Annotated in this window: 10 protein-coding genes; 4 read left to right on the forward strand and 6 right to left on the reverse strand. The window is 68.2% G+C overall.

The window, feature by feature from the left end:
• The first annotated feature begins 610 nt into the window (after positions 1 to 610).
• The 4 genes from addB (at position 611) to QX135_RS01640 (ending at position 8,796) form a co-directional block, all read left to right on the forward strand.
• On the forward strand, positions 611 to 3,757 hold the full coding sequence (addB, locus tag QX135_RS01625; RefSeq protein WP_315784853.1) for a double-strand break repair protein AddB: 3,147 nt from the start codon (positions 611 to 613) through the stop codon (positions 3,755 to 3,757).
• Entirely contained in the window at positions 3,751 to 7,224 is a 3,474-nt protein-coding gene (gene addA, locus QX135_RS01630) for a double-strand break repair helicase AddA (RefSeq protein WP_316233915.1), read from the forward strand. The genes addB and addA overlap by 7 nt, the downstream gene beginning before the upstream one ends.
• 98 nt (positions 7,225 to 7,322) lie before the next feature.
• The gene (gene trxA, locus QX135_RS01635) at positions 7,323 to 7,643 is read left to right on the forward strand and encodes a thioredoxin (RefSeq protein WP_015663255.1); all 321 of its coding nucleotides are present in this window, start codon (positions 7,323 to 7,325) and stop codon (positions 7,641 to 7,643) included.
• A 142-nt stretch (positions 7,644 to 7,785) separates the two neighbouring features.
• On the forward strand, positions 7,786 to 8,796 hold the full coding sequence (locus QX135_RS01640) for an ATP-dependent DNA ligase (protein WP_316180808.1): 1,011 nt from the start codon (positions 7,786 to 7,788) through the stop codon (positions 8,794 to 8,796).
• Between the two features lie 2 nt (positions 8,797 to 8,798).
• Here the strand turns inward: QX135_RS01640 and QX135_RS01645 are convergent, their stop codons facing one another.
• The 6 genes from QX135_RS01645 to QX135_RS01670 all read right to left on the reverse strand — a co-directional run bounded on the left by QX135_RS01645 (position 8,799) and on the right by QX135_RS01670 (position 14,634).
• Complete coding sequence (locus QX135_RS01645) at positions 8,799 to 9,539, reverse strand: metallophosphoesterase family protein (protein ID WP_316180793.1); 741 nt, start codon at positions 9,537 to 9,539, stop codon at positions 8,799 to 8,801.
• A 12-nt stretch (positions 9,540 to 9,551) separates the two neighbouring features.
• Positions 9,552 to 10,892 carry a folylpolyglutamate synthase/dihydrofolate synthase family protein gene (locus QX135_RS01650; RefSeq protein WP_315784861.1) on the reverse strand — a complete coding sequence of 447 codons (1,341 nt, stop codon included), beginning with the start codon at positions 10,890 to 10,892 and terminating at the stop codon, positions 9,552 to 9,554.
• Positions 10,889 to 11,827, reverse strand: coding sequence for an acetyl-CoA carboxylase, carboxyltransferase subunit beta (accD, locus tag QX135_RS01655; protein WP_315741229.1), 939 nt, complete (start codon positions 11,825 to 11,827; stop codon positions 10,889 to 10,891). Before accD ends, QX135_RS01650 begins: the two co-directional genes overlap by 4 nt.
• A gap of 94 nt (positions 11,828 to 11,921) precedes the next feature.
• Positions 11,922 to 12,758, reverse strand: a complete 837-nt coding sequence (gene trpA, locus QX135_RS01660) for a tryptophan synthase subunit alpha (protein ID WP_315716892.1) — start codon at positions 12,756 to 12,758, stop codon at positions 11,922 to 11,924.
• On the reverse strand, positions 12,755 to 13,978 hold the full coding sequence (gene trpB / locus QX135_RS01665; RefSeq protein ID WP_316180790.1) for a tryptophan synthase subunit beta: 1,224 nt from the start codon (positions 13,976 to 13,978) through the stop codon (positions 12,755 to 12,757). Before trpB ends, trpA begins: the two co-directional genes overlap by 4 nt.
• Entirely contained in the window at positions 13,975 to 14,634 is a 660-nt protein-coding gene (locus QX135_RS01670) for a phosphoribosylanthranilate isomerase (RefSeq protein ID WP_316180787.1), read from the reverse strand. The genes trpB and QX135_RS01670 overlap by 4 nt, the downstream gene beginning before the upstream one ends.
• Positions 14,635 to 14,700 lie beyond the last annotated feature (66 nt).

The raw sequence follows: 14,700 nt of genomic DNA on the forward strand, positions 1-14,700 counted from the left end.
CGTTCCGGCTGAACCTGTGGTTCCTGCCCCGTGCACTCTTTCACGCACGGGGGCCACGGGCCTCAGCCGAGGCCCGGCCTTCCCTGCGCCCTTGCTTCGGATGAGGGCGAACGATTTGCATCACTCGGGCGCGACGGCGTCGCGGAAATGAGGACGCATGAGGCGCGGTCGGTGGCCTGCCTAAGATGGCGAATCGGGCGAAACTGCTTCCTCATATTCAGTGTCGTCCCGGCCAAGCCCTGGCATCGCGCAGCGAGGCCAGGGCGCAGAGCCGGGACCCATATCCACAGGGGGGCGTGTTGCGTAGGCTAGCCATGACCATCGCGCCACAAACATCAGCCTGGGGCTATGGGTCCCGGGTCGGCGCCTCTGACAGCGCTGACGCGCTGTCAGAGGCTTGCCCGGGACGACGGCGAATATGCGGAGGTCGCGTGATCAGCTCACTTCACCCGAGTGGCGAACGTCATCCCGGACCGCCGCTTCACGCCGCGAACTGCCCTACCCGCAAGTTCTAGGCAGCCGCACCTGTCAACACCCATCCACACCCCCGATATGACCTGCGGCCGATCGCTCCCTATATAGACGCCTCGAGCAACCCGAATCGCAGGCCATGCGCGTCTTCACCGTTCCCATCTCGGCGCCGTTCCTGCGCAGCGTGATCGCGGCGCTGGTCGACGGCCGGCTGGTCGACGGCTTCGAGGCGCGCAGCGATCCCGCCCGGCTCGCGACCGCGACGCTGTATCTGCCGACGCGGCGCTCCCTGCGGGTGGCGCGCGAGATGTTCCTCGACGAGCTGAAGACCGATGCCGCGGTGCTGCCGCGGCTCGTGGCGCTCGGCGACATCGACGAGGACGAGCTCGCCTTCGCGGAGGATCGCGACGCGTTCCTCGGGCCGGCGCCGCTGGAGATTCCGGAACGGCTCGACGACCTGCAGCGCCGGCTCACCTTGGCGCGGCTGGTGGCGGCCTGGGCCAAGACGCCGGTGTCGGCGCCGCTGGTGATCGGCGGGCCCGCCTCGACGCTGGCCCTGGCCGGCGACCTGGCGCGGCTGATCGACGACATGGTGACGCGCGGCGTGTCCTGGGATGCGCTCGACGCGCTGGTGCCGGATCAGCTCGACAAATACTGGCAGTATTCGCTCGAGTTCCTGCGTATCGCGCGGACCGCGTGGCCGGCCTATCTGCAGGAGATCGAGCGCATCGAGCCGGCGGCGCGGCGCGATCTGCTGATCGCGGCCGAAGCGGCGCGGCTGTCGGCGCAACCCGATGGTCCCGTCATTGCCGCAGGCTCCACCGGCTCGATGCCGGCCACGGCAAAGTTCCTGCTGGCGGTGGCGAAGCTGCCGCATGGTGCTGTCGTGCTGCCGGGGCTCGACACCGATCTGGACGAAACCGCGTGGAGTTCGATCGGCGGCAGCAAAGATCGCGGCGGCCGCGTGCTGACGCCACCCGCCGTCAACCATCCACAATATGCGATGCACCTGCTGCTCAAACGCTTCGGCCTGGAGCGGCGCGACGTGGTCCGTCTCGCCCCAACCGGCCGCGGTGGCCGCGAGGTGCTGATCTCCGAAGCGATGCGGCCGTCGGAAGCGACGGCGATGTGGCACGAGCGGCTGCGCCAGTTCGACATCGCCGCCAACATCGCCGAAGCAATGGACAATCTCGCTGTCGTCGCGGCCCCCAATCCGGAGATGGAGGCGCTGGCGATTGCGATCGCGATGCGCGAGGCGCGGCATCTCGGCAAGTCGGCCGCACTGGTGACGCCGGACCGCGCGCTGGCGCGCCGCGTGATGGCGGCGCTGACGCGCTGGCATCTGACCTTCGACGATTCCGGCGGCGATGCGCTGCTGGAGACGCCGGCCGGCATCTTCGCGCGCCTCGCCGCCGAAGCCGCAGCGCGCGGGCTGGAGCCGCCGACCTTGCTGGCTCTGCTCAAGCATCCGCTGTGCCGGCTCGGCCGCGCCGCGAATGGCTGGAAGAGTGCCATCGAGACGCTGGAGCTCGCCATGCTCCGCGGCACGCGGCCACAAGCCGGAAGCAGCGGGCTTGCGCGCGACTTCGCGCGCTTCCGCGACGAGCACACCAAGCTGCACCAGGGCGAAGCATCATCGCTGCACAAGGCCGAGCCGCGCGCGCGTCTCAGTCCCGAGCAGCTCGACCGCGCCGGCGCGCTGATCGCGCAATTGCAGACGGCCTTGGCGCCGCTCGAAAACCTCGCCTCGCCGCGCCCGCAGGATTTCGCCGAGCTCGCCGCGCGGCATCGCGAGGTGCTGATCGCGCTGTCGACCGACGATGTCGGTCTCAGCACCGCCTTCACCGATCGCGACGGCGCCGCGCTCGCGCGCTGCTTCGACGACCTGCTCGCGTCCGGCGAGCGCTGCGGCCTGATGGCGCCGCTGTCGGACTATCCGGATCTGTTCCATACCGCCTTCTCCGATCGCGCGGTGCGCCGCCCCGAGCGCCACGGTGCGCAATTGCAGATCTATGGTCCGCTCGAAGCGCGGTTGATGCAGGCCGATCGCATGATCATCGGCGGCTTGATCGAGGGCGTGTGGCCACCGGCGCCGCGCATCGATCCCTGGCTCAGCCGCCCGATGCGGCATCAGCTCGGCCTCGACCTGCCCGAGCGCCGCATCGGCCTGTCGGCGCACGACTTCGCCCAACTGCTCGGCGCGCCCGAGGTGATCCTGACGCACGCCGCCAAGTCCGGCGGCGCGCCGGCCGTGGCCTCGCGCTTCCTGCACCGTCTCGAAGCCGTCGCCGGCGCCGAGCGCTGGAAGGCGGCGACCGCGCGCGGCGAGACTTACGTCCGCTATGCCGAGGTGCTCGACCAGCCGGCCGCGGTGAAGCCGGTCGAACAGCCGGCGCCGAAGCCGCCGCTGGCAGCACGGCCGCTGCGCATGTCGGTGACCGCCATCGAGGACTGGCTGCGCGATCCCTACACCATCTTCGCGCGCTACATCCTGCGGCTCGATCCGCTCGATCCCGTCGACATGCCACTGTCGGCGGCCGATCGCGGCTCGGCGATTCACGAGGCGATCGGCGAATTCACGCAGACTTATGCTGATGCCCTGCCGCTGCATCCGGCGCATGCGCTGCGCGTCATCGGCGAGAAACACTTTGCGCCGCTGATGGAGCGGCCCGAGGCGCGGGCATTGTGGTGGCCGCGCTTCCAGCGCATCGCCGGCTGGTTCGCGGCGTGGGAGACCGCGCGGCGCGCGCAGATCGGCGCCATCACCGCGGAGATCCGCGGCGAGATCGGCATTCCCTTGGATCAGGGCCGCACCTTCATCCTGTCGGCGCGCGCCGACCGCATCGAACAGCGTGCCGAGGGCACCTACGCCATTCTCGACTACAAGACTGGCCAGCCGCCGACGGCCAAGCAGGTGCGCATGGGGCTGTCGCCGCAGCTCACACTCGAAGCCGCGATCCTGCGCGAAGGCGGCTTCGAGGGCATCCCGGCCGGCAGCATGATCAGTCAGCTCGTTTATGTCAGGCTGTCCGGCAACAATCCGCCAGGCGAAGAGCGCATCCTCGAGCTGAAGATCAACAAGAGCGACACGCCGCAGCACCCGGACCAGGCCGCGCAGGAGGCGCGCGCCAAGCTCGAAGCACTGATCCGCAGCTTCGAGGATGTCAATCAAGGCTACACCTCGCTGAACCTGTCGATGTGGGCGAACCGCTACGGCAGCTATGACGACCTCGCCCGCATCAAGGAATGGTCGGCGGCCGGCGGACTGGGAGTCGAAGAATGGTGAAGGCGCCCCGCCCCATTCCGCAGGCCGTGCGCGACGCGCAGACGCGCGCGTCGAATCCGGCGGCGTCGGCCTTCGTGTCGGCGAATGCCGGCTCGGGCAAGACGCATGTGCTGGTGCAACGCGTGATCCGACTGCTGCTCGACGGCGTGCCGCCGGAGAAGATCCTCTGCATCACCTTCACCAAGGCGGCCGCCGCCAACATGGCCGAGCGCGTGTTCTCGACGCTCGGCCATTGGGTGACGCTCGACGACGACGCGCTCGACAGCGCGATCCAATCCACCGGCATCCCAAACCCCGACAAGAAGCTGCGGGCGTCGGCGCGAAAGCTGTTCGCCAGCGCGCTGGAGACGCCGGGCGGGCTGAAGGTGCAAACCATCCACGCGCTGTGCACGCGGCTGCTGCAGCAGTTCCCGTTCGAGGCCAACGTGCCGGCGCGGTTCTCGGTGCTCGACGAGCGCGACCAGACCGAGATGATGGAGCGCGCCAATCTCAAGGTGCTGCTCGACGCCGCGCGGGCGCCCGACAGCGCGGTCGGCCGCGCGCTGCAGGTGGCGATGGCCAATGCGGCGGATTCGACCTTCAAGGAGGTCGTGCGCGACGCCTGTCTCAGCCGCGATCACTTCATGGCCTGGACCGATGGCGCGGGGCGCGTCGAGGTCGCGGCGCAACAGCTCGGCGAGGTGCTCGGCATCGGCGCCGACGAGACGCTGGAAGCCATCGAGCGCGACATTGTCGACGGCCCCAATCTGCCACTGAGGGACTGGACCGACATCGCCGGCCGGCTCGACGGCGGCGCCAAGACCGACCAGAAGCAGGCTGAGCAGTTGCGCGCGGCGCTGGCGTTCTCGGGCGCCGATCAGGTCGATGAATATCTCCACGTATTCCTGACCGAGGACAAGGAGCCGCGGAAGTCCCTGCTCACCAAGAAGTTTGCCGACGCCAATCCCGGCATCGCTGGCCTGTTCGAATCGGAAGCGCGCCGGCTCGACCGCCTGATCGAGAAGCGCCGCGCGGCGGTCGTGCGCGACCGCACCGAGGCGCTGTTGCAGATCGCGACCGCGGCGGCTGCGAACTATCGCCGCGAGAAGGAGGAACGCGGCCTGCTCGACTATGACGACCTGATCGACAAGACCCTGGCAATGCTCAACCGAGTCTCCGCCGGCTGGGTGCACTACAAGCTCGACCGCGGCGTCGATCACGTGCTGATCGACGAGGCGCAGGACACGAGCCCACGGCAATGGGACATCGTCGCCCACATCATCGAGGAGTTCACCGCAGGCGCCGGCGCGCGCGACGGGCTGACGCGCACGATCTTCGCCGTCGGCGACGAGAAGCAGTCGATCTTCTCGTTCCAGGGCGCCGACCCGCACGAGTTCGATGCGCGCAGGCGCCAGTTGCAGAAGCGCTTCACCGATGCCGGGCTGCTGTTCGATCCGGTGTCCTTCACCTATTCGTTCCGCTCCGGGCCGACGGTGCTGCACGCGGTCGACCACGTGTTCCGCGAGCGCGACGTCTACAGCAGCATTCACTCGCCTGACATCGGCCATCCCATCCACAACGCGCTGACCGATGCCGGACCGAGCATGGTCGAGCTGTGGAGCCTGTGCGAGCGCGATGACCGCAAGGAGATCGAGGGCTGGCGCGCGCCGTTCGACGGCGTCTCCGTCACCAGCCCCGAGGTCAAGCTTTCCAGGCGCATCCAGGCCGAGATCAAGCGGCTGATTTCGACGGGCACGATGACCGGCCATGACGGCGCGCGACGGCGGCTGAGCTATGGCGACATGCTGATCCTGGTGCGCCGTCGTGGCAATGCGTTCGACGCGGTGATCCAGGCGCTCAAGCACGCGGGCATCCCCGTGGCGGGCGCCGACCGGCTGAAGCTGACCGAGCACATCGCGATCATCGACCTGATGAACCTCGCCGACGCGCTGCTGCTGCCGCAGGACGATCTGGCGCTGGCGACCGCGCTGAAGAGCCCGTTGTTCGGGCTCGACGACGACGATCTGTTCAAGCTCGCCTGGCAGCGCCGCGGGTCGTTGCGCGAGGCGCTCGCCGCACATGCGGCTGACGACGAGCGGCTGCAGGGCGTGGTGCGCCGGCTCCAGCAATGCGAGCGCCGTGCCGCCGAGGACACGCCGTTCGCCTTCTATGCCTGGCTGCTCGGCGGCGATGGCGGCCGGCGACGCATCCTGGCGCGGCTGGGTCACGAGGCCAATGACGCCCTCGACGAATTCCTCGAGCTCGCGCTGTCCTACGAGCGCAAGGCGCCGGCCTCGCTGCAGGGCTTCGTCGCCTGGCTGCGCGCCGCCGACACCGAGGTGAAGCGCGACATGGAGATCTCGCGCGACGAGATCAGGGTGATGACCGTGCACGGTGCCAAGGGCCTCGAGGCGTCCGTCGTCTTCCTGGTCGACACCACCTCGTCGCCGGCGGATTCGCAGCGGCTGCGACTGATCCACGTGCCGCATGGCGAGCAGGAGATCGTGGTCTGGGCCGGGCGCAAGGCCGACGATCCGCAAGCCGTCGCGGCGGCACGCGTGGCGATGCTCAAGGAGACCGAGGACGAGTATCGCCGGCTGCTCTATGTCGCGATGACCCGCGCCGCGGATCGGCTGGTCATCGGCGGCTGCATGCCGGGCAACATGAACAACGTCCGCGGCGGCAGCTGGTACGACCTGATGGCGCGCGGGCTCGATGCCGCGGAGCTGCAGGTCGAGGTGATCGAAACCGAAGACGGACCGGTCAAGCGCTATGCGCGGGCCGAGGACATCGCGGAAACCGCTGCTGACGAAACGCGGCGCATGGTGGGGACGGCGGTCGAGCTGCCGGCTTGGCTGCGCACGGCGGCGGTGGAGGCGCCCGGCGAGGTCGCCGTGCTCAGGCCGTCCGATCCATCCGCCGACGAGCGGCCGGTGCGCACGGGCGAATCGCTGGCGGCGCGCAGTCTTGCGATGCAGCGCGGCACGCTGGTGCATCGCCTGCTGCAGTCGCTGCCCGACGTGCTGCCGGAGCGGCGCCGCGACGCCGCGCTGCGATATTTGATTCGCAATGCCGCCGACTGGCCGGACGACGAGCGCGCGGGTCTCGCGGAACGCGTGCTCGCCGTCATCGAAGACCCGCGCTTTGCCGCGGTGTTCGCAGCCGGGAGCCGGGCGGAAGTCTCGATCGTGGGCCGCCTCGCACTGGCCGGCCAGCCGCCGGCGCTGGTCTCCGGCCAGATCGACCGACTGGTGGTGACCGAGGCCGAGGTGCTGATCGTCGACTTCAAGACCAACCAGCAGCCGCCCGCGGAGCTGGCCGAGGTGCCCCCAGCCTATGTCCGGCAGCTCGCGCTGTACCGCGCCGTGCTCAGCCAATTGTACCCCGGGCGCGCCGTCCGGGCCGCCCTGCTCTGGACCGAAGCCGCTGAATTCATGGAGCTTCCGGCCTCCGCGCTGGACGCCATGCTGCCATCCCAGCACGTCTGAGTGAGCCCGCTTGACCCGGCATCACGCCATTCCTACTTTGACACCCACGCTGAGGCGGCGCGTCCGCGCCGCTCCCTCCAACCGAACGAGGTAATCCCATGGCCGTTGGCAAGGTTTCCGACGCCGATTTCGAAAGCGAAGTGCTCAAGGCCGACGGCCCGGTCGTGGTCGACTTCTGGGCCGAGTGGTGCGGCCCGTGCCGCATGATCGCGCCGGCCCTCGACGAGATCTCGAGCGCGATGGGCGACAAGGTCAAGATCGTGAAGCTGAACGTCGACGAGAGCCCGAAGACGGCCTCGAAGTACGGCGTGATGTCGATCCCCACCCTGATGGTGTTCAAGGGCGGCGAGATGGCCTCGCGCCAGGTCGGCGCCGCGCCGAAGGCGAAGCTGCAGCAGTGGATCTCGTCGGCGGTGTGACGCGTCGAGAACCGTGATTTTTGTCGAGCGGCCGGCGGAATCGCCGGCCGTTCGCGTTGAGGGGTGTGAGTCAGCGTTTTCGGATGTCGCCATGCCCGCCCGCGCCCATCGCTCGCCCTCCCGCAAATCCGGCCTGCTGGCCATGGAGGCGCGCTCGGTGGATGCAATCCCGCGCGGCGAGGACTGGCAGTACGAGCCGAAATGGGACGGCTTCCGTTGCCTGCTGACGCGCGACGGCGCAACGGTGACGATGCAGTCGAAGGCCGGCGAGGACCTCACGCGCTACTTCCCCGAGGTCGTCGCTGCGGCGCGCGAGCTCGAGGCGACGAGCTTCATCCTCGACGGCGAGCTGGTGGTGCCGCAGGCGAAGTCGTTCTCGTTCGATGCATTGCTGCAGCGGATTCATCCCGCCGCGAGCCGGGTGAAGAAGCTATCGGTGGAGACGCCGGCGCTGTTCCTGGCCTTCGATCTGCTGGCGAGTGGCAAGAAGGAGCTAGTGACGCACACGCTGCACGAGCGGCGGCCCGCGCTGGAGGCGTTCGCGAAAGCGAACTTCGCGGATCATCCGACGTTCCGGCTGTCGCCGGCGACGACGCGCTTCGCGACCGCGCAAGACTGGCTGGCGCAGTCCGGCGGCGGCTCGGACGGGGTGATCGCCAAGCGGACCGACCTGCCCTACCAGGCCGGCAACCGCGAGGGCATGCAGAAGATCAAGCGCTACCGCTCAGCCGACTGCGTGATCGGCGGCTTCCGCTACGCCACCAACAAGGGCGCCAACGGGCGCAAGCTGGTCGGCTCGCTGCTGCTCGGGCTCTACGACGATGACGGCCTGCTGCACCACGTCGGCTTCACCTCCGCGCTCAAGAAGGAGGAGAAGCCCGCGCTGACTGACAAGCTCGAGCCGCTGATCTCGCCGCCCGGCTTCACCGGCAATGCGCCGGGCGGGCCGAGCCGGTGGTCGACCGAGCGCTCGGCGGAATGGTGTCCGCTGAAGCCGAAGCTGGTGATCGAGGTCTGCTACGACCATTTCTCCGGCGAGCGCTTTCGCCACGGCACCTCGATCCTACGCTGGCGCCCCGACAAGTCACCGCGGCAATGCACCTTCGAGCAGCTCAGGCAGAAGGTTGCTGATCCCTTGAAGCTGCTCGCGTGAGGTCAGCGGATCCAACCGGTCGCGAGCGCAGCGGCAAACTCGCCGTCACCATTGGCGCGCGCGAGCGCGGCCATGGCCTGGTGATCATAGGGCACGTGGCGGAAGGTCACGCTCCAGCCGGCCGACCGCTGCTCCAGGATCGCGTAGCGCGCATCGGGCGTGCCCGCTTCGACGACATGCGGATGCGGCACGTCGTAGGAATAGCCGGGACTGCCGACGCTGCCGGGATTGACGATCAGCCGCCCGTCGCGCAGGCGTACCGCGCGGGCCGTGTGCGTATGGCCGCACAGGATCAGCGGCTGCGAGATATCAGCGGCAAGTTTCTCGATTGCATCGAGCGGCGCGCAAGTGATCGCACCGTCCTGAGCGACGCTCTCGAGCCAGTAGACGTTATCGTCGTCGGGCGTCGCGTGACAAAGGAAGGCCTGGTCCCGATAGACGGCGGTTGCCGGGATCGCGCGCAGCCAGTCGAGATGATCAGCTTCGAGCTGGGCGTAGGCGGGTCGCTCCCAAGCCCCCATCTTCTCCGGCGGCCGATCGATCAGCCAGCGGTCATGATTGCCGCGCACATGCATCGCGTCGAGCGGCACCAGCAAGTCCATTGTCTTGCGCGCGTCGAGCGGACCACTGGCCATGTCGCCGAGGTTGACGATCTCGGTCACGCCTTGCGTCCGGATGTCGGCCAGCACGGCTTCGAGCGCGAGATGGTTGCCGTGGACGTCTGCGATCGCGGCAAAGCGCATGCGCTATTCCCCTCAGGTCGGCGGCGTGCCGTTGAGGTCGAGCACGTGCCCTGCGAGATAGAGCGACCCCGTGATCAGGATACGCGGCGGGACCTCATAGGCAAGCCGCGCGATGCTGGCGAGCGCGGACGCGACGCCATCGGCGATCTCGACGCGCATGCCGAGCGTGCGCGCGGCGGCGGCCAGATCAGCCGGCGCCATCGCCTTGCTCTCATTGGGTATCGGCACGACGATGATGTGCCGCGTCAGGCCCGCGAAATTGGCGAGGAACGCCGCCGCATCCTTATTGCCCATCATCCCGACGATCACGACGAGCTGCCGCGACACGCGTTCCTCGAGGTCGCCGATCGCCGCCGCAACGACGCGGCCGCCGTCCGCGTTGTGGCCGCCATCGAGCCAGATCTCCGCGCCCTGCGGGGCGATGGCGGTGAGCGCACCGCTCGACAGCCGCTGCATGCGCGCCGGCCATTCAGCGCCGACGATGCCGTCCTCGAACGCCTTGGTGGTGAGCTTGAACTGATCGACCGCGCGCAAGGTTGCGATCGCGAGGCCCGCATTGTCGAACTGATGCCGGCCGAACAGTTTTGGCGCCGGAAGATCAAGAAGACCACGGTCGTCCTGATAGACGAGCCGGTTGCGCTCGACACTGACGTGCCAGCTCTCGCCGGCGGCAAACAACGGCGCGCGCTGGCGCCTGGCCTCACGCTCGATCACGGCCATGGCATCGGGCTCCTGCGCGGCCGAGATCACCGGACAGCCGCGCTTGATGATGGCGGCCTTCTCGGCCGCAATCAGCGCGCGGGTGTCGCCGAGAAATTCCATGTGGTCCATGCCGATCGGGGTCAGCACCGACGCTGCGACCTGCTCGAGCACATTGGTGGAATCGAGCCGGCCGCCGAGGCCGACCTCGAGCAGCACGACATCGGCCGGATGCTTCGCGAACAGCACGAACGCCGCGACGGTCTTGACCTCGAAGAAGGTGATCGGCGCGCCGGCATTGACCCGCTCGCATTCCAGCAGCGCGGAGATCAGCGCCTCGTCGTCGACGAGGACGCCGCCGCCGACCTTGCCGAGCCGATAGCTCTCGTTGATGCGCACCAGCCAGGGCGAGGTGAAGACGTGGACGCGCAGGCCCGCCGCTTCGAGCATGGCACGGAGATAGGCGACAGTGGAGCCCTTGCCGTTGGTGCCGGCGACGTGGATCACCGGCGGCAGCTTGCGCTCGGGATGACCGAGCTGGCCGAGCAGCCGGTGCATGCGTTCGAGCCCGAGCGAAATCTTGCTCGGATGCAGCACGGACAGCCGCGCGATCAACTCGTCGAGCGAGGGCGGTGACTTGGCGAGATCGTTCACGCGGTCGGCGCGACCGCCGGCGCATCCGCCGCCTCAACGGCCTTCGCCGGCGGCGGCAGCTGCGGCGCGGGCTTGGCGTGTTCGACAGCCGGCGCCTTGGTCAGCAGGCGACACAGCCGCGCCAGGGTCGGGCGCAGGTCATGACGATGCACGACCATGTCGACCATGCCGTGGTCCAGGAGGTATTCAGCGCGCTGGAAACCTTCGGGCAGCTTCTCGCGAATGGTCTGCTCGATCACCCGGGCGCCGGCGAACCCGATCAGCGCGCCGGGCTCGGCGATGTGGACGTCGCCGAGCATCGCGTAGGACGCGGTGACGCCGCCGGTGGTCGGATTGGTCTGCACGACGATGTAGGGCAGCTTGGCCTCGCGCAGCATCTGCACGGCCACCGTCGTGCGCGGCATCTGCATCAAGGACAGGATGCCTTCCTGCATGCGCGCGCCACCGGAGGCCGCGAACACGATGAACGGCGACTTCTTCTCGACCGCGAGCTCGAGGCCACGCACGATCGCTTCGCCCGCGGCCATGCCGAGCGAGCCGCCCATGAAATCGAAATCCTGCACGGCGATGACAACGCCCATGCCTTCGAGCTTGCCGAAGCCGACCTTGACCGCATCGTTCATGCCGGTCCGCGCCCGGGCATCCTTGATGCGGTCGGCATAGCGGCGCTCGTCACGAAATTTCAGCGGATCGGGCGTCACCTCGGGCAGCGCGACGTCGAACCAGGTCTCGTTGTCGAACATCGACTTCAGCCGCGCCACCGCGCCCATGCGCATGTGGTAGTTGGAGCCGGGAATGACGAACTGGTTGGCCTCGACGTCCTTGTAGAATACGAGCTGTCCGGAATCCGGGCACTTGATCCAGAGGTTCTCCGGCGTCTCGCGGCGCAGGATGTTGCGGATCTTCGGCCGGACCACGTTGGTAAGCCAGTTCATGTGTCGCTCCGTGTTGCGGTCGCCCGGATATATGGCGGGACGGCGTGGTCACGGCAAGACGGCCGCGACGCCCGGTCGAATAGTGGTTGACGGCCTATTCCGCGGCCTGTTGCGCCCCGTGCACGCCCCTTGCCAGCGCAGCGGCCAGATCGGCGACGGCGCTCACGGTCTTGGCGGTCGCGCGTCCCTCGGCGTCCAGGCTGGCGCGGAGCGCGTCGACCAGGGCGGTGCCGACCACGGCGCCGTCGGCATTGGCGGCGATGGCGCGGGCGGTCTCCGGTGTCCGGATGCCGAAGCCGACGCAGACAGGCAGCGCCGTATGCCGCTTGATCCGGGCCACGGCGGCACCGACGGCGGAGGAGTCCGCCGCCGCCGCGCCGGTAATGCCGGTGATCGAGACGTAGTAGACGAAGCCGGAGGTGTTCGCGAGCACGGCCGGCAGCCGCTTGTCATCGGTCGTCGGCGTCGCCAGCCGGATGAAATTCAGCCCGGCCTTCAGGGCGGGAATGCACAGCTCGCTGTCTTCCTCCGGCGGCAGGTCGACGATGATCAGGCCGTCGACGCCGGCGCTCTTCGCATCATCGAGGAACTTGTCGACGCCGTAGATGTAGATCGGGTTGTAGTAGCCCATCAGCACGATCGGCGTCGCCGCGTCGCCCTCGCGGAAGCTGCGCACGAGCTGCAGCGTCTTCCTCAAGGTCATGCCGGCCTTGAGCGCGCGCAGACCCGCCGCCTGGATCGACGGGCCATCGGCCATCGGATCGGTGAACGGCATGCCGATCTCGATGATGTCAGCGCCAGCCTGCGGCAGCGACTTGACGATCGCGAGCGAGGTTTCAGGATCAGGGTCGCCTGACATCACGAAGGTGACGAACGCCGAGCGGCCTTCTTGCTTCAATTGCGCGAAGCGCGCATCCATCCGGCTGGTCACGATGCCTTGGCCCTTCCTCGCAAGATGTCGCCCACCTGCGGCACGTCCTTGTCGCCGCGGCCGGACATGTTGACCACCATCAGATGGTCCTTCGACTTCTTCGGCGCGAGCTCCATCACCTTGGCGATCGCGTGCGCCGGCTCCAGCGCGGGAATGATGCCCTCGAGCCGCGACAGCAACTGGAACGCCGCAAGCGCCTCCTCGTCGGTCGCCGACAAATAGTTCACGCGGCCGACGTCGTGCAGCCAGGAATGCTCTGGCCCGATGCCGGGGTAATCGAGACCGGCCGAGATCGAATGCGCCTCCTCGATCTGCCCGTCCTCGTCCATCAGCAGATAGGTGCGGTTGCCGTGCAGCACACCGGGGCGGCCGCCGGCGATCGAGGCGGCGTGCAGATGCGTCAGGCCGTGGCCCGCCGCTTCGACGCCATAGATCTCGACCGAGGGATCATCGAGGAACGGATGGAACAGGCCCATCGCATTGGAGCCGCCGCCGATGCAGGCAATCAGCGAGTCCGGCAGCCGGCCCTCGGCCTCCTGCATCTGCGTGCGCGTCTCGTTGCCGATCACCGACTGGAAATCGCGCACCATCATCGGATAGGGGTGCGGGCCGGCGACGGTACCGATGCAATAAAACGTGTCGTGGACGTTGGTGACCCAGTCACGCAGCGCCTCGTTCATCGCGTCCTTCAGGGTCTTCGCACCGGACTGCACCGGCACCACTTTGGCGCCGAGCATCTCCATGCGGATCACGTTGGGCTGCTGCCGCTCGACGTCGACCGCGCCCATGTAGACGACGCAATCGAGACCGAAGCGCGCGCACAGCGTCGCCGTCGCCACGCCGTGCTGGCCGGCGCCGGTCTCGGCGATGATGCGCTTCTTGCCCATGCGGCGCGCGACCATGATCTGGCCGAGCACGTTGTTGACCTTGTGCGAGCCGGTGTGATTGAGCTCCTCGCGCTTGAAGTAGATCTTGGCGCCGCCGAGATGCTCGGTCAGGCGCTCTGCGTAGTACAGCGGCGAGGGCCGGCCCACGTAGTTCTTCAGATAGCCGTTCATCTCGGCATGAAACGCGGGATCGGCCTTGGCCTCCGCATAGGCCTTTTCCAGATCGAGGATCAGCGGCATCAGGGTTTCGGCGACGAAGCGGCCGCCGAAGATGCCGAAGTGACCGCGGTCGTCCGGACCGCTGCGGTAGGAATTGGGAATGGCTGTCGTCATTGAACGCTCAACTCTTCAGCGGCCCGCGCCGCGCGAATGAAATCCCGGATCATGTCGCAATCCTTCACACCCGGCGCCCGCTCGACGCCCGATGACACGTCGACGCCGCCCGCGCAGGTGATCCGCACGGCCTCGGCGACGTTGTCGACGCTCAGGCCGCCAGAGACCATGAACGGGCGATCGAGCTTCAGGCCCTGTAGCAGACGCCAATCGAAGGTGGCACCGAGGCCGCCGGGGCGGGTCGCATCCTTGGGCGCCCGCGCATCGAACAGGATGCGATCGCACACATCGGCATAGCCCGCCAGCGGCGCGAGATCGGCGGCGGTCGCGACCGGGATGGCCTTCATGACGGGCAGGCCGAAGCGCTGCTTGAGGTCACGGATGCGCGCGACGCTTTCACGTCCGTGCAGCTGCAAGAGATCGGGGTGCAGGGTCTCGACGATGTTCTCGACAGTCGCGTCGTCGGCATCGACGGTCAGCGCCACCTTGAGCGCACGGCCCCTGACGTCACGACCCAGCTCACGCGCGGCCGTCAGACCGACATGGCGTGGGGACGGCGGAAAGAACACGAAGCCCACCATGTCGGCGCCCGCGTCGAGCGCCGCAGCGAGGGTGTCGGGCGTGGTCAGGCCGCAGATTTTGACGATCAGGGACATCGATGAACAACGCACGTCCGGGCGGAAAGGATCACCAGAAGCCGGCGGCTTCGAAGGCCGCCAAGC

Origin of the sequence: Bradyrhizobium sp. SZCCHNR1098, assembly GCF_032489375.1 — a bacterium.
Lineage (GTDB): Bacteria > Pseudomonadota > Alphaproteobacteria > Rhizobiales > Xanthobacteraceae > Bradyrhizobium.